This window comes from Pseudomonas sp. SORT22, assembly GCF_018417635.1.
Classification (GTDB): Bacteria; Pseudomonadota; Gammaproteobacteria; order Pseudomonadales; family Pseudomonadaceae; genus Aquipseudomonas.
In genome coordinates this window covers 5,639,841-5,660,741 of record NZ_CP071007.1, presented here as the reverse complement: position 1 = coordinate 5,660,741, position 20,901 = coordinate 5,639,841, and the positions used below count along the sequence as shown (strand labels likewise).

Annotated in this window: 13 protein-coding genes; 10 read left to right on the top strand and 3 right to left on the bottom strand. The window is 63.4% G+C overall.

All coding sequences use genetic code 11. From position 1 onward, the window contains the following. Position 1: 1 nt before the first annotated feature. Together argS and JYG36_RS25900 are read right to left on the bottom strand one after the other, a co-directional pair. Positions 2 to 1,738, bottom strand: coding sequence for an arginine--tRNA ligase (argS, locus tag JYG36_RS25905; protein WP_045193990.1), 1,737 nt, complete (start codon positions 1,736 to 1,738; stop codon positions 2 to 4). A 106-nt stretch (positions 1,739 to 1,844) separates the two neighbouring features. Beyond that, entirely contained in the window at positions 1,845 to 4,064 is a 2,220-nt protein-coding gene (locus JYG36_RS25900; protein ID WP_045193956.1) for a primosomal protein N', read from the bottom strand. 172 nt (positions 4,065 to 4,236) lie between these two features. Between JYG36_RS25900 and rpmE the strand changes: the two genes are divergently transcribed. The 3 genes from rpmE to JYG36_RS25885 all read left to right on the top strand — a co-directional run bounded on the left by rpmE (position 4,237) and on the right by JYG36_RS25885 (position 6,723). Beyond that, entirely contained in the window at positions 4,237 to 4,452 is a 216-nt protein-coding gene (gene rpmE, locus JYG36_RS25895) for a 50S ribosomal protein L31 (protein ID WP_010222223.1), read from the top strand. 2 nt (positions 4,453 to 4,454) lie between these two features. Next, positions 4,455 to 5,276 (top strand): thermonuclease family protein, encoded by an 822-nt coding sequence (locus JYG36_RS25890; RefSeq protein WP_093377189.1) that lies wholly within the window; start codon positions 4,455 to 4,457, stop codon positions 5,274 to 5,276. A gap of 178 nt (positions 5,277 to 5,454) precedes the next feature. Beyond that, positions 5,455 to 6,723 (top strand): malic enzyme-like NAD(P)-binding protein, encoded by a 1,269-nt coding sequence (locus JYG36_RS25885; RefSeq protein ID WP_045193954.1) that lies wholly within the window; start codon positions 5,455 to 5,457, stop codon positions 6,721 to 6,723. A gap of 135 nt (positions 6,724 to 6,858) precedes the next feature. Here the strand turns inward: JYG36_RS25885 and JYG36_RS25880 are convergent, their stop codons facing one another. Next, complete coding sequence (locus JYG36_RS25880) at positions 6,859 to 9,312, bottom strand: penicillin-binding protein 1A (protein ID WP_177329133.1); 2,454 nt, start codon at positions 9,310 to 9,312, stop codon at positions 6,859 to 6,861. 135 nt (positions 9,313 to 9,447) lie between these two features. Here JYG36_RS25880 and pilM point away from each other — a divergent pair, with 135 nt between their 5' ends. The 7 genes from pilM (at position 9,448) to gltB (ending at position 20,788) form a co-directional block, all read left to right on the top strand. Further along, positions 9,448 to 10,530, top strand: a complete 1,083-nt coding sequence (gene pilM, locus JYG36_RS25875; protein WP_093377178.1) for a pilus assembly protein PilM — start codon at positions 9,448 to 9,450, stop codon at positions 10,528 to 10,530. Beyond that, entirely contained in the window at positions 10,527 to 11,381 is an 855-nt protein-coding gene (locus JYG36_RS25870; RefSeq protein WP_213602718.1) for a pilus assembly protein PilP, read from the top strand. The genes pilM and JYG36_RS25870 overlap by 4 nt, the downstream gene beginning before the upstream one ends. 24 nt (positions 11,382 to 11,405) lie before the next feature. Then, complete coding sequence (locus tag JYG36_RS25865) at positions 11,406 to 12,647, top strand: type IV pilus secretin PilQ (protein ID WP_093377169.1); 1,242 nt, start codon at positions 11,406 to 11,408, stop codon at positions 12,645 to 12,647. A gap of 4 nt (positions 12,648 to 12,651) precedes the next feature. Further along, positions 12,652 to 13,170, top strand: coding sequence for a shikimate kinase AroK (aroK, locus tag JYG36_RS25860; RefSeq protein ID WP_010222231.1), 519 nt, complete (start codon positions 12,652 to 12,654; stop codon positions 13,168 to 13,170). A 99-nt stretch (positions 13,171 to 13,269) separates the two neighbouring features. Continuing rightward, positions 13,270 to 14,367, top strand: coding sequence for a 3-dehydroquinate synthase (aroB, locus tag JYG36_RS25855; protein ID WP_213602717.1), 1,098 nt, complete (start codon positions 13,270 to 13,272; stop codon positions 14,365 to 14,367). A 16-nt stretch (positions 14,368 to 14,383) separates the two neighbouring features. Next, a complete protein-coding gene (locus JYG36_RS25850; RefSeq protein WP_213602716.1) occupies positions 14,384 to 15,979 on the top strand; it encodes an SPOR domain-containing protein in 1,596 nt (531 codons plus the stop codon). Positions 15,980 to 16,342: 363 nt separating this feature from the next. Continuing rightward, positions 16,343 to 20,788: a glutamate synthase large subunit gene (gltB, locus tag JYG36_RS25845; RefSeq protein WP_045193949.1), complete on the top strand. Its 4,446-nt coding sequence runs from the start codon at positions 16,343 to 16,345 to the stop codon at positions 20,786 to 20,788. Positions 20,789 to 20,901: the final 113 nt, after the last annotated feature.

Below are 20,901 nucleotides of genomic sequence, written 5' to 3'. Positions count from 1 at the left end.
CTTACATGCGCTCCAGGGTTTCCAGGCCGAGCAGTTGCAGACCTTGCTTGAGGGTACGACCGGTCAGGGCGGCCAGACGCAGGCGGCTCTGCTGCTGTTCAGGGGTGTCGGCGGCGAGGATCGGGCAGTTCTCGTAGAAGCTCGAGAACAGGCCGGCAACGTCGTACAGGTAAGCGCACAGCACGTGCGGCGTGCCCTTCTCGGCGACGTTGTTGAGGATCTCGCCGAACTGCGCCAGGCGCGCGGCCAGGTCCTGCTCCTGCGGTGCTTGCAGGATGATCTGTCCGTCGACTTCTTCAAAGCTCTTGCCCAGCTTGCGGAACACACCGGCGACGCGGGTGTAGGCGTACAGCAGGTAAGGCGCGGTGTTGCCTTCGAAGTTGAGCATCAGTTCGAAGTTGAAGCTGTAGTCGCTGGTGCGGTGCTTGGACAGGTCGGCGTATTTCACCGCGCCAATGCCGACCACTTCGCCGATGGCGCGCAGGTCGGCCTCGGCCAGCTCCGGGTTCTTCTCCTTGACCAGGGCGTAGGCACGCTCCTTGGCTTCGGTGAGCAGGTCGATCAGCTTCACCGTGCCGCCGTCGCGGGTCTTGAACGGACGGCCGTCGGCGCCGTTCATGGTGCCGAAGCCCATGTGCTCCATTTGCATCGGGTGGCCGACGAAACCGGCGCGGCGAGCCACTTCGAACACCTGGTTGAAGTGCAGGGCCTGACGCTGGTCGACGAAGTACAGGGCGCGGTCGGCCTTGAGCACGTTGCTGCGGTAGCGCACGGCAGCGAGGTCGGTGGTGGCGTACAGGTAGCCGCCGTCGGCTTTTTGCACGATCACCGGCAGTGGCTCGCCTTCGGCGGTTTTGAATTCTTCAAGGAATACGCACTGGGCGCCCTTGCTCTCGACCAGCAGACCCTTGGCCTTGAGGTCGCTGACGACATTGGCCAGGTCGTCGTTGTAGGCGCTTTCGCCCATGACGTCGGCCATGGTCAGTTTGACGTTGAGCAGTTCGTAGGTCTTCTGGCAGTGCGACAGCGAGATGTCCTTGAAGCGGGTCCACAGCTTCAGGCATTCCGGGTCGCCGGCTTGCAGCTTGACCACCAGGCCACGGGCGCGGTCGGCGAACTCTTCGGACTCGTCGAAGCGTTTTTTCGCCGCACGGTAGAAGTTCTCCAGGTCCGACAGCTCGTCGCTGGTGATCGGGTTTTCCTGCAGGTAGGCCATCAGCATGCCGAACTGGGTGCCCCAGTCGCCGACGTGGTTCTGGCGGATTACGTCATCGCCGAGGAACTCCAGCACGCGGGATACGGCGTCACCGATGATGGTCGAACGCAGGTGGCCGACGTGCATCTCCTTGGCCAGGTTAGGGGCCGACAGGTCGACCACCACCTTCTGCTGCGGGCCGGCTTTCTTCACGCCAAGCTTGGCGTCGGCCAGGGCCGCGTCCAGGCGCGAGGCCAGGGCCTGGGTGTTCTGGAAGAAGTTGAGAAAGCCTGGGCCTGCGATCTCGACCTTGCTTACCTGCTCGTCGGCAGGCAGGGCGGCGATGATCTTCTCGGCCAGGTCGCGCGGTTTCATGCCGGCAGGCTTGGCCAGCATCATCGCGATGTTGCTGGCGAAGTCGCCGTGGGTCTTGTCCCGGGCGTTCTCCACCTGGATCGCCGGCGTCAGCCCTTCAGGCAGCACACCGTCGGTGACGAGTTGGGTGAGGGCTTGCTGGATCAGCTGGCGAATGGTGTCTTTCATGGGCTTCTCTTTCGACCGCAAGCGCGGCGGCGCTTCGATGCGCAGGTGGAAAAACTGGACATTATCCGTTGCCGGGGCGAGGTTGCCAACCTTTGGGCCAATGCTGTCAGTACAAATCCACCGGATCGACATCCAGCGACCAACGCACCTGGCGCCCGGACGGCATCTGTTCCAACACTAGCAACCAGGCGCTGATCAGTCGATGCAAAGGTGCCCTGGCATTGGCCTGGAGCAACAATTGCGCACGAAACCGCCCGGCACGGCGTTCCATCGGCGCCGGTACCGGACCTAGCAACTCGATGCCGTGCAGGTTCTGTTCGGCCAGCAACTGCTCGGCGGCGCTGCAGGCTTCATCGAGAAACCCCTCGGCCTGCCCCGGCTTATGCGCTTCGGCGCGCAACAGCGCCAGGTGCGCGAAAGGCGGCAGGCCGGCGGCGCGGCGCTCGCTCAGGGCCTGCTCGGCAAAGGCGAAGTAACCCTGCTCGGTCAGTTGCACCAATAAAGGATGGTCGGCCAGGTGGGTCTGGATGATCACCTTGCCCGGCTCCTCGGCGCGCCCGGCGCGGCCGGCGACCTGGACGATCATCTGCGCCATGCGCTCGCTGGCGCGAAAATCGCCGGAGAACAGGCCGCCGTCGGCATCGAGGATCGACACCAGGGTCACCCGCGGAAAATGGTGGCCCTTGGCGAGCATCTGGGTGCCAACCAGGATGCACGGCTGGCCGCGCTGGATGGTGGCGAACAACTGGTTCATCGCATCCTTGCGCGAAGTGCTGTCGCGGTCGACCCGCAGCACTGGGTAATCCGGAAAAAGAATGCTCAGGCGCTCCTCGGCGCGCTCGGTGCCGGCACCCACCGGGCGCAGGTCGACTTTGTTGCACTGCGGGCACTGGCGCGGCACGCGCTCATCGTAGCCGCAGTGATGGCAGCGCAGCTCGTTGGAGCGCTGGTGCACGGTCATGCGCGCATCGCAGCGTGGGCATTCGGACATCCAGCCGCAGTCATGGCACAGGAGCGTCGGCGCAAAGCCGCGGCGGTTGAGGAACACCAGTACCTGCTGGCCGGCCGCCAGGGTCTGGCCGATGGCTTGCTGCATCGGCCCGCTGATGCCGCTGTCCAACGGCCGGCTCTTCACATCCAGGCGCAGGAAGCGCGGCTGCTGGGCGCCGCCGGCGCGCTGGTTGAGGCGCAGCAGGCCATAGCGGCCGCTGTGGGCGTTATGCAGGCTCTCCAGCGACGGCGTGGCCGAGCCCAGCAGGATCGGGATGTTCTCCTGGCGCGCGCGCACCAGCGCCAGGTCGCGAGCGTGGTAGCGCAGGCCTTCCTGCTGTTTATACGAGCCGTCGTGTTCTTCGTCGATGATGATCAAGCCGGGGTTTTTCATCGGTGTGAACAATGCCGAGCGGGTGCCGATGATGATGTCGGCCTCGCCGTCACGTGCGGCCAGCCAGGCATCCAGGCGCTCGCGGTCATTGACCGCCGAGTGCAGCAGGGCGATGCGCGCGTTAAAACGCTGCTCGAAGCGCGCCAGGGTTTGCGGCCCCAGGTTGATCTCCGGGATCAGAATCAGCGCCTGCTTGCCGGCCTCCAGGGTTTCGCGGATCAGCTGCAGGTAGACCTCTGTCTTGCCGCTGCCGGTGACCCCGGCCAACAAGAAGGCATGAAAGCTGTCGAAGCCTGAGCGTACCGCATTGAAGGCGGTGCGCTGCTCGTCGTTGAGCGGCAGCTCCGGCTGCGCCAGCCAGTGTTCGTGGCGTTCCTGGGGCAAGTGGCGGCGCACCTCGACCTGCACCAGCTCCTTGGCCAGCAGCAGGTCGAGGCTGTCCTTGCTCAGCATCAGCTTGCTCAGCAGGGTATGGGCCACGCCATGGGGGTGCTGCGCCAGGGTTGCCAGGGCTTCGCGCTGGCGCGGCGCGCGGGCGATGCGCGGGTCGTCCAGGCGCGCGCCTGGGGCCACTTGCCAGAAGCGCTCCTGGCGCGCTTGCGCCGGTTCGCCCTGGCGCAGCAGCACCGGCAGGGCCCAGCTCAGGGTATCGCCGAGGCTGTGCTGATAATACTGCGCAGTCCACAGGCACAGCTTGAACAGTGCCGGCGGCAGCGGCGACACCGGATCGAGCAGGGCGATTGCGGGCTTGAGCTTGTCGGCCGGCACCTCGCTGGTGTCGCTGATCTCGATCAGGATGCCGATCATCTCGCGTCGACCAAACGGCACGCGGATACGCATGCCCGGGGTCAGTGCCTGGCGCGCCATGCTTGCCGGTGCCCTGTAGTCGAACAGCCGCCGCAGGGGCGAGGGCAGGGCAAGGCGTAGAATGACGTCGGACACGCGAAAGGTTCTCTGCAGGGGGAATTCCAGGGTCCGGCGAGCCTAGCAGACGACCGCCGGTCTAAGCGACAACTTGCGTTGGCTGTTTGCTCTGGTATTATTCCGACCCTATTTTGCGTGCGGTATTCAACAATGGTGTTGAGTGGCGGCACGTCAGCACTGAGGAAACACCATGAAAGCCGATATCCATCCGGTATACGAAGCTGTAGAAGTTACCTGCAGCTGCGGTAACAAATTCGAAACTCGTTCGACTCTGGCCAAGGCCCTGCCGATCGACGTTTGCAACCTCTGCCACCCGTTCTACACCGGTAAGCAGAAGGTCCTGGACACCGGCGGCCGCGTACAGAAGTTCGCCGATCGCTTCGGCATGTTCGGTGCCAAGAAGTAAGATTGCGCGACGCTGGCCCGATGGGTTTGGCATTGCTGCTGAAAAAGGCGTCCCTCGTGGGCGCCTTTTTTATGGGCGCGATCTGGCAGTTGCCGGCCCTGGCATTCTGCGCGGCACCGGTCGATGCGCAGGTGGTCAGCGTGCGCCAGGTGGTCGATGGCGATACCTTGCGTCTGAATGATGGCCGCAGTGTTCGCCTGATTGGCATTAATGCACCGGAAATCGGTCGCAAAGGTCGCAGCAGTGAAGCCTTCGCCGAGGCTGCACGGCAGCGCTTGCAGGCCCTGGTCAAGGCCAGCGGCGGGCAGGTGGGGCTGGTTCCTGGCGTCGAGGCGCGGGACAAATATGGCCGTACTCTGGCGCATGTCTACGGCCGCTCTGGCGACAATTTCGAAGCACAACTGCTCAGTGAAGGCCTTGGCTACCGGGTTGCGGTGGCCCCCAACGTCGCGTTGGCCGGCTGCCAGGCGCAGGCCGAGCGCGCCGCTCGTCAGGCCGGTAAAGGCCTGTGGCGGCAATCGCCATTGACCCCGGCAAGCGCCGTGCGTCAGTCCGGTTTTGCCCTGATAAGTGGCAAGGTGATGGATATCCAGCGCAATCGCGGGGGTATCTGGATCGAAATCGACGATTCTCTGGTGCTTCAGGTGCCGGCACGCCTGCAGCGCAATTTCCCCTCTTCGTTCTTCACTGATCTGAAAGGTCGATCGATCGAAGCCCGCGGTTGGGTGCTGGATCGTTCCCGCAAAGGTGGCCTGAAGCCGGGACAGCAACGCTGGTTGCTGCCCCTGACCGATCCGTCGATGCTGGAACGGGTCGAAAGATAAAAAATTGTCTACATTTTTAATTTCGATTGTACACATCGAAACCCTTGCAGGCCGTGGCTCTTGGCGGAAAGTCGTAGGTTAAAGGCCTTGACACAAGTGACCGGGCAGTCTTGTCGGCCCTTTGCTCTTTGCGTATCCTCGGCGGTCCGTCAGAACAGTAAATAGCGGAATGCCCACCATGTCAGATTTGAAAACTGCCGCTCTCGAATACCACGCTCAACCTCGTCCGGGGAAACTGAGCGTCGAGCTCACCAAACCTACCGCGACTGCTCGCGACCTGGCGCTGGCCTACAGCCCTGGCGTGGCTGAGCCGGTTCGCGAAATCGGTCGCGATCCGGAACTGGCCTACAAGTACACCGGCAAGGGCAATCTGGTAGCAGTCATTTCCGACGGCACCGCCATCCTCGGCCTGGGTAACCTCGGCCCACTGGCCTCCAAACCGGTCATGGAAGGCAAGGGCGTTCTGTTCAAGCGTTTCGCCGGTATCGACGTGTTCGACATCGAAGTCGACTCCGAGAGCCCGCAAGCCTTCATCGACACCGTCAAGCGCATCTCGATCACCTTCGGTGGCATCAACCTGGAAGACATCAAGGCGCCAGAGTGCTTTGAAATCGAGCGCGCGCTGATCGAACAGTGCGACATCCCGGTATTCCACGATGACCAGCACGGCACCGCGATCGTTACCGCCGCCGGCATGATCAACGCTCTGGAAATCGCTGGCAAAACCCTGGCCGACGCCAAGATCGTCTGCCTGGGCGCCGGTGCCGCCGCCATCTCCTGCATGAAACTGCTGGTGAGCATGGGCGCACAGATCGAGAACATCTTCATGGTTGACCGTACTGGCGTGATCCACGCTGGCCGTGACGACCTGAACCAGTACAAGGCGGTGTTCGCCCACGCTACCGACAAGCGCACCCTGGCTGACGCCCTGCAAGGCGCTGACGTGTTCGTCGGCCTGTCCGGCCCGAACCTGCTGAGCCCTGAAGGCCTGAAGTCGATGGCGCCGAACCCGATCGTGTTCGCCTGCTCCAACCCTGATCCAGAGATCTCCCCGGAGCTGGCCCACGCCACCCGTAACGACGTGATCATGGCTACCGGTCGTTCCGACTACCCGAACCAGGTCAACAACGTACTGGGCTTCCCGTTCATCTTCCGCGGTGCCCTGGACGTTCGCGCCAAGCGCATCAACGAAGAAATGAAGATCGCTGCCGCCAACGCCCTGAAGGACCTGGCCAAGCTGCCAGTGCCTAAGGAAGTCTGCGCAGCCTACGGCGTCGACGCCCTGGAATTCGGTCGTGAGTACATCATTCCGAAGCCAATGGACGCTCGTCTGATCACCGTGGTTTCCGATGCCGTGGCCAAGGCCGCGATCGAGACTGGTGTGGCGACCCTGCCGTATCCGAAGAACTACCCGCTGAAAAGCGTGGATGACGTGTTCAACGGCTAAGCTGTTGTAGCGTCATAACAAAAAGCCCCGGCTCGCGAGAGTCGGGGCTTTTTTGTGGGTGACGGCTGTGGATCGGTGTTGGCTTCATCGCTGGCAAGGCCAGCGCCCACAAAGGATCTGTGGGCGCCTCCGTCATCAGAACAGATCGATCGGCGCTGCCTCGTCCGCTGGCAGCGGGCTGCCCGGTGCGCTGCCGTTACCCAGCTCGTTGACCGAAGGCGGTGTGTCTTCGGCCTTGAACAGCTCGAAGTAGGCGTTCGGCGTGCTTGGCGTCGCCGCCCGGCCGCTGACCGGGTCGACGCGCAGGCTGAGGATGCCTTCCGGCTCGGCCGGGGCATGGTTGGGCTTGTCTTTGAGTGCAGCGCCCATGTAGCTCATCCAGATCGGCAGCGCCACGGTGCCGCCGTACTCGCGGCGGCCGAGGGTTTCCGGTTGGTCGAAGCCGGTCCAGACGGTGGTTACGTAGTCGGCGTTGTAGCCGGAGAACCAGGCGTCCTTGGATTCGTTGGTGGTACCGGTCTTGCCGGCGAGGTCAGTACGGCCCAGGGCCAGGGCGCGGCGCCCGGTACCGCGCTTGATCACGTCCTGGAGCATGCTGGTGAGGATATAGCTGGTGCGCCCGTCAATGATGCGCTCGGCCACGGCCGGCGGCTGGGCGACGGCGGCGGCCGGATCGCTGGCCACGGTGCTCAGGCCTTCGCCCGGCAGCTGGGTGCTGATCGGCTGCTCGGGGGCGGCGATGCCGGCTTCGACCTGTTCGCTTTGCGGGACCCGTGGCGGGTTGGCAGTGAACAGGGTCTCGCCGTTGCGGCTCTCGATGCGTTCGATCAGGTATGGGCTGATCTTGTAGCCGCCGTTGGCAAAGGTGCTCCAGCCGGTGGCGATTTCCATCGGCGTCAGGGTTGCGGTGCCCAGGGCCAGCGACAGGTTGGGCGGCAGGTCCTGCTTGTTGAAGCCGAACTTGCTGATGTAGTCGATGGTCGGGCCTACACCCATGGCCTGCAGCAGGCGAATCGATACCAGGTTGCGCGACTTGTACAGCGCCTCGCGCATGCGGATCGGGCCGAGGAAGGTGTTGGTGTCGTTCTTCGGCCGCCAGACCTTGTCCAGGTATTCGTCGACAAATACGATCGGCGCGTCGTTGACCAGGCTGGCGGCGGTGTAGCCGTTGTCCAGCGCAGCGCTGTACACGAACGGCTTGAAGCTCGAGCCCGGCTGACGCTTGGCCTGCATGGCGCGGTTGTAGTTGCTCTGCTCGAACGAGAAACCGCCGACCAGGGCGCGGATCGCACCACTGTTCGGGTCCAGCGATACCAGCGCGCTCTGCGCCCCCGGCACCTGGCTGAATTTGAGGCTGCCGTCGTCCAGGCGCTGCACGCGAATCAGGTCGCCGACCTGGGCAACGTCGGCAGGCTGCTGTGGTGCACGGCCCTGGCTGTTGGTGTTGAGGAACGGGCGGGCCCACTTCATGGTCTCCCAGGCCACCGACTCCTGGTTGCCGGCGCGGGTCAGCACCTGCAGGCCGGTCTTGCTGACTTCGGTGACGATCACCGGCTCCAGGCCGCCCAACGGGCGTTGCTTGCTCAGTTCCTGCAGCCAGGCGTCACGGGTCTTGCCCGGGAAGCGCGACTCGGGGCCACGGTAACCATGACGCTCGTCGTAGGCGGTGAGGCCGTTGAGTACGGCTTTGTTGGCGATTTCCTGCAGGTCGCTCGGCACCGTGGTGGTGACGCGGAAGCCTTCGGTGTAGGCATCGCTGCCGTAGCGGCCGACCATTTCGGCGCGGGCCATCTCGGCGATGTAGGGTGCGTTAACTTCTGGGGTCGGCACGTGGTAGCTGGCGTTGATCGGTTCGGCCAATGCTGTCTGGTAGCTGGCTTCATCAATTTTGCCGAGCTTGTACATGCGCCCCAGGATCCAGTCGCGGCGCTCTTTGGCGCGCACCGGGTTGGCCAGTGGGTTGAAGCGCGACGGCGCTTTCGGCAGGCCGGCGATCATCGCCATCTGCGCCAGGCTGACATCGCGGATCGACTTGCCGTAGTACACCTGCGCGGCGGCCTCGATGCCGTAGGCGCGGTTGCCCAGGTAGATCTTGTTGACGTACAGCTCGAGGATCTCGTCCTTGGTCAGTTCGCGTTCGATCTGCAGGGCCAGGAGAATCTCGTTGGTCTTGCGCGAGAAGCTGCGTTCGCTGCTGAGGAAGAAGTTCTTCGCCACCTGCATGGTGATGGTGCTGCCGCCGGTCTGGATGTGCCCGGACTTGAGCAATTGTGTTGCAGCACGCATCAGGCTGCTGGGGTCAACGCCGTAGTGATTGGCGAAATTGTCGTCTTCAGCCGACAGCAAAGCCTGGATGAAATGCGGCGGAATGTCGGCAAAACGGATGGGCGAGCGGCGCATTTCGCCGAACTCGGCGATCAGCTTGCCGTCGCTGCTGTAGACCCGCAAAGGGATCTGCAACTGGATGCTTCTGAGGGCCTCTACCGAGGGCAAGCTGGGGCTAAGATACAGAAATGCGCCGCTCAGACCGAGCACGAGCGCGCAGATGACTGCGACGAAAGACCACCAGAAGAACTTCAGCAGGCGTATCAAGGCTTTAGGGCGTCCAGATAAAAGAATGGGTTGCGCGCGGGGCCAGCGGACAAAGGATAAACGCTGGGCATTATAAGCATTTTTCAACTCGCCGCGTTACGCACGCGGCTGTCGCCAGCAAGGAAAAAACCAATGCTTGGACGCTTCGGCATGGATGCCGGTTCACTCCTGGGGGTAGAAATTGCCCCGCCGTCTATCCGACTGGTGCAATTGCACCGGCGCAAAGGCGCGTGGCGCGTGCGGGCCTGGGCGCTTGAACCGCTGCCTGTCGGGGCCATGCTCGACGGCTGGATTGCCGACCCTGAGGTGGTCGGCCTGGCCCTGAAACGCGCGCTGCAGCGCAGTGGCAGCCGCTGTCGGCAAGCCGCCGTGGCCTTGCCGGCGGCGCGGGCTATCAGCAAATCTATAAGCTTGCCGGCGGGTCTGGCCGATGCTGAAGTTGCTGCGCAGGTGCACGATGCCGCTGAGCAGTTCATTCCCTTCGACCTTGAAGACACCGCGCTGGATTACCGGCTGCAGGCGCCGGCTGGCGCTAATGCGGTGAGCGTTCAGGTCGCGGCCTGTCATCGCGGTTTGCTGGAAACACTTGAGGCCACCTTTGAAGTCGCCGGGCTCAATGCACGGGTGCTGGAGATCGATAGCCAGGCGCTGCAGCGTGCTCCGGCAGTAGCGCTCGACGCCGAACTGGGCCACGCGGGCTCGAGCCTGGACGTGGCCTGCGCCCTGGCCATGGGCGGCGTGCGACTTAATTTGTTGCCATGGCGCGAGCGCCGCCAGCGTCTGCGTACTCGAGGGTTTCAGACAGGCTGTGCAAGTGTTGTGCTGCTGGTTGCCGTTGCCAGTGGTCTCATCGACCAGCATTTTCGTGGCGTCATGCAGCAGTCGCTCAGCCCGCCCGGCGGGCAACTGGAGCCCGAGGCTTTGCGGCAGGAACTGAGGCAGTTGCAACGCTTGCAGGCTGGCCGGCATTTCGCCGTGGATGTCTTCGAGCAGGTTGAGCGGGCCATGCCCGATGGCGTGTACCTGACCGCACTGAGCCAGGAGCCAGCTGTGCTGAGGCTTGCCGGCATGGCCGGTTCGGCTGCACTGGTTGCGGAACTGGCAGACCGCCTGAAGTCTTCATCCTTGATCAGTACTGCCGAATTGCAGCAGCTAAGTGCGGTCGAGGAGGGGCATGCGTTTGAGCTGGTAGCAGCCCTTGAGGTTGCACCTTGAGCTTCTGCGGTGTGCTGGCAAGTCGAGCCTGGCCAGTGCAGGCGTTGATACTGACGGGCTTGCTGGCGCTTCTGGCAGGCCTGGCTTACGCCGTGCATTTACGGCCGCTGATGACGCAGGCGGCGCTGATGGTCGATGCCTTGGCGCACGCCAACGCAGACAGCGTTGAGCCGACGGCCGAATTGCACAGCGGCTTGCAGCAAGCGCGCTGGCAATTGTCGGCAGGGAGCGCCGAGCCTGCCGTGTTCGAGTTGCTCTCCCGCCTGGCCGAGGCCCATGAAGTGGCCATTGAACAGTTGCAGGTAGTCCAAGCGTCGACCGCTGAGCATTACTTGGAACTGCCCGTGCAACTGCGCTTGCGTGGCGCCTTTTCGGCGCTTGCCGAATTTTTCGCGGACCTGGCCGCGCAGCCGCGGCTGATTACCGTGCAAGGGCTTTCGCTGAAGCCGGCCGATGCGCAGTTGCTGCACATGGAATTGCAGGTTCGCTCATACCAGCCTCGCTCGCAGCCGCAGTTGGCCCCTGGCGCGCAGCCACAGGCGGCGCAGCGACGGCCGGTTGCGATGCTGCGCAATCCATTCGCTCCATCTGCGCTGGCGGTGCATGCCGATGTCTTGCAGCGCCTGGCGCTGGAGCAGCTGGAAATGGTCGGCAGCCTCGCCAGTCGCGGCGTGCGCTACGCGCTGATCCAGGCTGATGGCCGCGTGCATCGGCTGCAGGTCGGTGACCGCTTGGGGCGTGACCAGGGGCAGGTGGCCGAGATTGGCGAGCGCCATGTCGAGGTCATCGAACAGGTTTTTGTTGCCGGCCAAGGCTGGCAAGCGCGGCGGCGAACTCTCGCCCTGCGCTGAAGGTGCCGACCAGGGAGGTCATCGATGGGCAAGGGGGCTGTGGTTGGGGCGCTGATAGGCTGTTGCCTGTCTGCCGGCGCGTTTGCGGGCAAGCAACAGTACGGCGGTGAGCCGTTGTCATTGAATTTTCAGGATGTCGAGGTGCGTACGGTACTGCAGGTGCTGGCTGATTTTTCCGGGGTCAACCTGGTGGCCAGTGATGCGGTGCAGGGCAAGGTGACCTTGCGCTTGCAGGATGTGCCCTGGGACCAGGCGCTGGAGCTGGTGCTGCGCAGCAAGGGCCTGGAGCAGCGCAAGGATGGCAATGTATTGCTGGTCGCACCGCTTGCCGAACTGGCCGGGTCCGCGCCGTCGCGGCGCGAGCTGATACCGATCCACCACGCCAGGGCCACCGATATCGCCGAGCTTTTCCACAGCCTGATGGCCCATGAGGCCGGCGGCGCCAGCCATGGTTCGCTGAGTGTCGATGAGCGCACCAACACCCTGGTCGCCAGCCAGTCGCCGGAACGTCTGGAAGAGCTGCGCAGGTTGATCGGCGAACTCGATGTGCCGGTACGCCAGGTCATGATCGAGGCGCGGATCGTCGAGGCCAACGTCGATTTTGAAAAGAGCCTGGGTGTGCGCTGGGGTGGCCAGGTGCAGTTGGGCAAGGGCTTGAGCCTGGGTGGTGGCGATACCTTCGTCGACCTTGGCGCGGACCGGGCATCGTCGAGTATCGGCTTTGGCCTGGTGCGCAACAGTGCGCTGCTCGACCTGGAACTGAGCGCCATGGAGCGCACCGGCAACGGCGAAATCATTTCCCAGCCCAAGGTCGTCACCGCTGACAAGGAAACTGCGCGGATCCTCAAGGGCACCGAGGTGCCGTATCAGGAAACCAGCGGCAGCGGCGCTACCTCGGTGACCTTCCGCGAGGCCTCGCTGTCCCTTGAGGTCACCCCGCAGATCACCCCGGACAACCGTGTAATCATGGTGGTCAAGGTGACCAAGGACGAGCCCGACTACCTCAACGCCCTGGATCACGTGCCGGCGATCCGTAAAAACGAGGTCAACGCCAAGGTGCGTATCAATGATGGCGAGACCATCGTCATCGGCGGCGTGTACTCGACGGTGCAAAGTAAAGTTGTCGACAAGGTGCCATTTTTCGGCGATGTGCCGTATGTTGGGCGGCTGTTTCGTCGCGATGTTCTACAAGAGAAAAAATCCGAGCTGCTGGTCTTCCTGACTCCGCGTATCATGAGTGACCAGGCGATTGCTGTGAGTCGTTGATTCTGTGCGAAATTTGATACTTGTGGGGCCGATGGGTGCTGGCAAAAGCACCATCGGCCGCCTGCTGGCCAAAGAGCTGCGCCTGCCGTTCAAGGATTCCGACAAGGAAATTGAATTGCGCACCGGCGCCAATATCCCGTGGATCTTCGATAAGGAAGGCGAGCCGGGCTTTCGTGACCGCGAGCAGGCGATGATCGCCGAGCTCTGCGCGTTCGATGGCGTGGTGCTGGCTACCGGTGGCGGCGCGGTAATGCGCGATGCCAACCGTCAGGCCCTGCATGCCGGCGGGCGAGTGGTGTACCTGCACGCCTCGGTCGAGCAGCAGGTCGGGCGCACCTCGCGTGATCGCAACCGGCCGTTGCTGCGCACCGCCAACCCGGAGGCGACTTTGCGCGCGCTGCTGGAAGTTCGCGACCCGCTATATCGCGAGATCGCCGATCTGGTGGTGGAAACCGACGAACGGCCACCGCGAATGGTGGTGCAGGATATTCTCGAGCGCTTGCAGAAGTTGCCGCCCCGTTAAGCCAGGACTATCCTCGGCGACCAGTCATGCCGTGACAGGGCACACCGTTATCGCGCGGTTCGAGCCATCGATGCCGCGCCTAGTTCATTGTGGGGACACATGCAGACACTAAAGGTCGAATTGGGCGAGCGTAGCTACCCGATCTACATTGGCGAAGGCCTGCTGGATCAACCTGAACTGCTGGCGCCGCATATCGCTGGCCGGCAGGTCGCCATCGTGTCCAACGAGACTGTCGCACCCCTCTATCTCGAACGCCTGAGCAAGACCCTGGGTGCCTATTCGGTACTGCCGGTGGTGTTGCCCGACGGCGAGGCCTACAAGAACTGGGAAACCCTGCAGTTGATCTTCGATGCGCTGCTGACCGCCCGCCACGACCGCCGCACTACCGTGGTAGCGCTTGGCGGCGGGGTGATCGGCGACATAGCCGGCTTTGCCGCCGCCTGCTACCAGCGCGGCGTGGATTTCATCCAGGTGCCGACTACCTTGTTGTCTCAGGTCGATTCGTCGGTAGGGGGCAAGACCGGCATCAACCACCCGCTGGGCAAGAACATGGTCGGTGCCTTCTATCAGCCCAACGCGGTGCTGATCGACACCCGCAGCCTCAATAGCCTGCCGCCGCGCGAGCTGTCGGCAGGCCTGGCCGAAGTGATCAAATACGGCCTGATTTGTGACGAACCCTTCCTGGGCTGGCTCGAAGAGCATATGCAGGCCTTGCGCGGCGTTGACCAGGTGGCGCTGACCGAGGCCATTCGTCGTTCCTGCGCGGCCAAGGCTGCGGTAGTGGGCGCCGATGAGCGCGAGTCGGGCGTGCGTGCCACGCTGAACCTGGGCCACACCTTCGGTCACGCCATCGAGACCCACATGGGCTATGGTGTGTGGCTTCACGGTGAGGCCGTCGCGGCGGGCACTGTAATGGCCCTGGAAATGTCCATGCGCCTGGGCTGGATCAGCCAGCAGGAGCGTGACCGTGGTATCCGTCTGTTCCAGAACGCAGGCTTGCCGGTGGTGCCGCCCGCCGAGATGACCCCGGCGCAGTTCATGGAACACATGGCAGTAGATAAAAAGGTACTCGACGGTCGTCTGCGTCTGGTCCTGCTGCGCCGCATGGGCGAAGCGGTGGTCACCGACGACTATCCGAAAGAGATTCTTCAGGCCACGCTGGCCGCGGATTACCGCGCGATCGTGGCCCAGCTTTGAGGTTGATGAGCGTCCGATGACTAGTTTGCATGCCGACGAGGCCTTTCTCGGCCATTACCAGTTGAACCACGACCCCTTCGCTGCACGGGTGCCGGGTTTCAAATTCTTCCCAGCCCAGCGCAAGCCGGTACTCGGCCAATTGCACCACCTGGCCCGCTACAGCCAGTTGCTGCTGGTGGTCACTGGCCCTCAAGGCAGTGGCAAGACCCTGCTGCGCCAGGCCCTGGTGGCCAGCACCAACAAGCAATCGGTGCAGAGCGTGGTGGTTTCCGCCCGTGGCGCCAGCGATGCCGCCAGCCTGCTCGGCCAGGTGGCCCAGTCATTGGGCGTGGCCCAGGCTGAAGTCCCGGACATCCTTGCCCAGGTGGTACAACTGGCGCTGACCGGGCAGGAAGTCTATCTGCTGGTGGACGATGCGGAACAACTTGGCGAGTCGGCACTCCAAGCCTTGCTGGAGTTGGCGGCGGGTACCCCGGAAGGGCGTCCGCATGTCTTCCTGTTTGGCGAGCCGTCACTGATCGCCGGGCTGGAAGAGCTCAATGCCGAGCAGGAGCGCTTTCATGTCATCGAGCTTGAGCCCTACAGCGAAGAAGAAACCCGTGAATACCTCGAGCAGCGCCTGGAAGGTGCCGGGCGGGGCATCGAAGTGTTCAGCAGTGAGCAGATCGTTGATATTCACCAAAACTCTGACGGCTGGCCCGGGACTATCAACCAGGTTGCCCGCGATACCTTGATCGAAGCCATGATCGCCAGCCGGACCACGGCGAAGCGACCATCAATGGGGTTCAATATGCCGAAGAAACATGTGCTGGCGCTGTCTGCAGTTGTCGTGGTCGCCGTCGCGGCCGCCGTGCTGATGCCGAAGAAGGGTGATCAGGCGCCAACTGCCCCTGCCGAACAGGCGCAACTGCCGCTGGGCGAAGGTCAGCCAGGCAATGCCCAATCGAACAACGGCGGCCCGGCGATCGAATTCGCCGGCAATTCGCAGCCGATGCCACTGCCGCTGGTAGGTCAGTCGCAACCGGTCATGCGTGGCCCGCTGGCCGAGTCTACCGGCATGGGTGAAGGCGAAGAGTCGACGCCAGCCGGCGAAACCGCGCTGCAACCCTCTACTCCGCCGACCGTCACCACTATCGCGCCACCGGCAGGAGTCACCGCTGGCCCTGCGCCAACCCCGGCGCAACCGGTTGCACCTGTGCAGCAGTCGGTAGCACCTGCTGCCAGCAAGCCGGTTGCTCCTGCAGCCAAGCCTGCGCCAACCCAGGTTGCAACCGCCAAGCCTGCGCCCAAGCCCGCCGAGAAGCCGGCCGCCAAGCCCGCAGCCGGTGGTAGCTGGTACGCCGGGCAGAAGCCGGGCAATTATGTCGTGCAAATCCTCGGCACCAGCTCCGAAGCGTCGGCCCAGGCCTACGTCAAGGCTCAGGGTGGCGACTATCGCTACTTCAAGAAAACCCTGCAGGGCAAGCCGCTGTACGTCATCACCTACGGCAACTTCGCCAGCCGTGATGCCGCCCTGGCTGCAATCAAGGCCTTGCCAGCCAAGGTCCAGGCTGGTAAACCTTGGCCTCGTACCGTCGCCAGCGTCCAACAAGAACTGGCCTCGACCCGCTGATATAGCCTGGTGGCACTACCCCCGCCACCTGCTGAGCGACTCCTGAACATCGGTCAAGCCTGCTGCGTACTGCGCGGCAGGCTTTTCTGTCCCAGACTGCCGGCCACAAGCCGTTCTTGCAGTCCAGGCTGAAACGCTTCAGACTCAAGCCATGCCGTTACCACGGCGCACGCTTAAAAACATTCAAAAATGCGACATGGACTTACGGCAATTCGTCGTAAATTTGTGGGCTTCCCTGTCGCTGTGCAACAATGGCTCCCCTATTGCCCCCGCAAAGCTGGCATTCGTTCGGCGTGGATGGTAAGTGGTTGTACTAAAAAAAGATTTGCCTTGGTGAGAGGCGAACCTGGTGAGAAAGTGTCTATGAAAACAGGTCTGTACCATCCCGAAGAATTCAAGGATAACTGTGGTTTCGGCCTGATCGCCCATATGACGGGCGAACCCAGCCACCACCTTTTGCAAACGGCCATCCAGGCCCTGACCTGCATGACCCACCGCGGTGGGATCAACGCCGACGGCAAGACCGGCGACGGTTGCGGTCTGCTCATGCAAAAGCCCGATCAGTTCCTGCGTGCCGTGGCCCGCGAACAGTTCGCCACTGAGCTGCCCAAGCAATATGCGGTCGGCATGGTGTTCTTCAATCAGGACAACGCCAAGGCTGAAGCCGCGCGCGCCAACATGAACCGCGAGATCCTCGCGGCCGGCCTGCAACTGGTGGGCTGGCGCAAAGTGCCGATCGACACCAGCGTCCTCGGCCGCCTGGCCCTGGAGCGCCTGCCGCAGATCGAGCAGGTGTTCATTGGCGGTGAAGGCCTGAGCGATCAGGAATTCGCCATCAAGCTGTTCAGTTCGCGTCGTCGCTCTTCGGTGGCCAACGCCGCCGACACCGACCACTACATCTGCAGCTTTTCGCACAAAACCATCATCTACAAAGGCCTGATGATGCCGGCGGACCTCGCCGCCTTCTATCCGGACCTCAGCGACGAGCGCCTGCAAACCGCGATCTGCGTGTTCCACCAGCGCTTCTCCACCAACACCCTGCCGAAATGGCCGCTGGCGCAGCCGTTCCGCTTCCTCGCCCACAACGGCGAGATCAACACCATCACCGGTAACCGCAACTGGGCCCAGGCGCGGCGCACCAAGTTCGCCAACGACCTGATCCCGGACCTCGAAGAACTCGGCCCGCTGGTCAACCGCGTCGGTTCCGACTCCTCGAGCATGGACAACATGCTCGAACTGATGGTCACCGGCGGCATCGACCTGTTCCGCGGCGTGCGCATGATCATTCCGCCGGCGTGGCAGAACGTCGAGACCATGGACGCCGACCTGCGCGCGTTCTACGAATACAACTCCATGCACATGGAAGCATGGGACGGCCCGGCCGGCGTGGTACTGACCGAAGGCCGCCATGCGGTGTGCCTGCTCGACCGCAACGGCCTGCGCCCGGCGCGCTGGGTCACCACCAAGAACGGCTACATCACCCTGGCGTCGGAAATCGGCGTGTGGGACTACAAGCCTGAAGACGTGATCGCCAAGGGCCGGGTCGGCCCGGGGCAGATCTTTGCCGTGGACACCGAAACCGGGCAGATCCTCGACACCGATGCCATCGACAACCGCCTCAAGTCGCGCCATCCGTACAAGCGCTGGCTGCGCCAGAATGCCCTGCGCATCCAGGCCGACCTCAGCGATGACCAGGGCGTGGCCAGCTACGATGCTGACCAGCTCAAGCAGTATATGAAGATGTTCCAGGTCACCTTCGAAGAGCGTGACCAAGTGCTGCGTCCGCTTGGCGAACAAGGCCAGGAAGCGGTCGGCTCGATGGGCGACGACACGCCGATGGCGATTCTTTCGCAGCGCGTGCGCTCGACCTACGACTACTTTCGCCAGCAATTCGCCCAGGTCACCAACCCGCCGATCGATCCGCTGCGTGAAGCGATCGTCATGTCGCTGGAGATCTGCCTGGGCGCCGAGCGCAACATCTTCCAGGAATCCCCAGAGCACGCCTCGCGGGTGATCCTCAGCTCGCCGGTGATCTCGCCCGCCAAGTGGCGCTCGCTGATGAACCTCGACCGCCCCGGCTTCGAGCGTCAGTTGATCGACCTCAACTACGTCGAGAGCCTGGGCCTGGAAGCGGCGGTGCGCAACATCGCCGATCAGGCCGAAGAAGCCGTGCGCAGCGGCAAGACCCAGCTGGTGCTGAGCGACCGCCATATCGCCCCGGGCAAACTGCCGGTGCATGCCTCGCTGGCCGTCGGTGCGGTGCATCACCGCCTGACTGAACTGGGCTTGCGCTGCGACAGCAACATCCTGGTGGAAACCGCCACCGCCCGCGACCCGCATCACTTTGCCGTGCTGATCGGCTTCGGCGCTTCGGCGGTGTACCCGTATCTGGCCTACGAAGTGCTGGCCGACCTGATCCGTACCGGCGAAGTGCTCGGTGATCTTGAAGAGGTCTTCAAGTACTACCGCAAGGGCATCTCCAAGGGCCTGTTGAAGATCCTCTCGAAGATGGGCATCTCGACCGTCGGTTCCTACCGGGGTGCACAGCTGTTCGAAGCCGTCGGCCTTTCGGAAGAAGTGGTCAACTTGAGCTTCCGTGGCGTTGCCAGCCGCCTCAAGGGCGCACGCTTCGTCGACATCGAGAATGAGCAGAAGCTGCTCGCCGCCGAAGCCTGGAGCGCGCGCAAGCCGATCCAGCAGGGTGGCCTGCTGAAGTTCGTCCACGGTGGCGAGTACCACGCCTACAACCCGGACGTGGTCAACACCCTGCAGGCCGCCGTGCAGCAGGGCGACTACGCCAAGTTCAAGGAATACACCGCACTGGTCGACAAGCGTCCGGTGTCGATGATCCGCGACCTGCTCAAGGTGAAAACCCTGGAGCAGCCGCTGGAACTGAGCGAGATCGAACCGCTGGAAGCGATCCTCAAGCGCTTCGACTCGGCCGGTATCTCCCTCGGCGCGCTGTCGCCAGAGGCTCACGAAGCTCTGGCCGAGGCGATGAACCGCCTGGGCGCGCGCTCCAACTCCGGTGAGGGCGGCGAAGACCCGGCCCGCTACGGCACCATCAAGAGCTCGAAGATCAAGCAGGTGGCCACCGGCCGCTTTGGCGTCACTCCCGAGTATCTGGTCAACGCCGAAGTGCTGCAGATCAAGGTTGCCCAGGGCGCCAAGCCGGGTGAAGGCGGCCAGCTGCCAGGCGGCAAGGTCAACGGCCTGATCGCCCGGCTGCGTTACGCCGTGCCTGGCGTGACCCTGATTTCACCTCCGCCGCACCACGACATCTACTCGATCGAAGACCTCTCGCAGCTGATCTTCGACCTCAAGCAGGTCAACCCGCAGGCGCTGGTCTCGGTCAAGCTGGTGGCAGAAGCCGGTGTTGGCACCATCGCCGCCGGCGTGGCCAAGGCCTATGCCGATCTGATCACCATCTCCGGCTATGACGGTGGCACCGGCGCTTCGCCGCTGACCTCGATCAAGTACGCCGGCGCGCCGTGGGAACTGGGCCTGGCCGAAACCCACCAGACCCTGCGCGGCAACGACTTGCGCGGCAAGGTCCGGGTGCAGACCGACGGCGGCCTGAAAACCGGCCTCGACGTGATCAAGGCGGCCATCCTCGGCGCCGAAAGCTTCGGTTTCGGTACCGCGCCGATGATCGCCCTGGGCTGCAAATACCTGCGTATCTGTCACCTGAACAACTGCGCCACCGGCGTCGCCACCCAGAACGACAAGCTGCGCAAGGATCACTACATCGGCACCGTCGACATGGTGGTGAATTTCTTCACCTACGTCGCCGAAGAAACCCGCGAGTGGCTGGCCAAGCTGGGTGTGCGCAGCCTCGGCGAGCTGATCGGGCGTACCGACCTGCTGGAAATGCTCCCCGGCGAAACCGAGAAGCAGAAACACCTGGACCTCAGCCCGTTGCTGGGCAGCCCACACGTGCCGGCCGACAAGCCGCAGTTCTGCGAAGTCGACCGCAACCCGCCGTTCGACAAGGGCGTGCTGGCCGAGAAGATGGTCGACATGGCCCTGCCGGCCATTCGCGACCTGTCGGGCGCGGAGTTCGAGCTGGACATCTGCAACTGCGACCGCTCCATCGGCGCGCGGATCTCCGGCGAAATCGCCCGTCTGCACGGCAACCAGGGCATGGCCAAGGCACCGATCACTTTCCGCTTCAAGGGCACTGCCGGGCAGAGCTTCGGGGTGTGGAACGCCGGTGGCCTGAACATGTACCTCGAAGGCGATGCCAACGACTACGTCGGCAAAGGCATGACCGGTGGCAAGCTGGTGATTGTGCCGCCTGCGGGCAGCCCGTTCGCCACCCAGCACAGCGCCATCATCGGTAACACCTGCCTGTATGGTGCCACGGGCGGCAAGCTGTTCGCCGCCGGTACCGCGGGCGAGCGCTTTGCCGTGCGCAACTCCGGTGCCCACGCGATTGTCGAGGGCACGGGCGATCACTGCTGTGAGTACATGACCGGTGGCTTTGTCTGCGTTCTGGGCAAGACCGGTTACAACTTCGGCTCGGGCATGACCGGTGGTTTTGCCTACGTGCTGGACATGGACAACAGCTTCGTCGACAAGCTCAACCACGAACTGGTCGAGATCCAGCGCATCAGTGGCGAGGCCATGGAGGCTTATCGCAGCCACCTGCAGCGCGTGCTGGCTGAATACGTCGAAGAAACCAACAGCGAATGGGGTCGTGAGCTCTGGGAAAACCTGGACGATTACGTGCGGCGCTTCTGGCTGGTCAAGCCGAAGGCGGCCAACCTGAAGAACCTGCTGTCCAGCACCCGTGCCAACCCGCAGTAGCGGCAAGCGGCAAGCCTCAAGCTGCAAGTTCAAAGCAGTACGAGGTTTGCCGGCCCACGTGATCGTCTTGCAGCTTGCAGCTTGAAGCTAGCAACTGCGGTAAAGAGGTATTG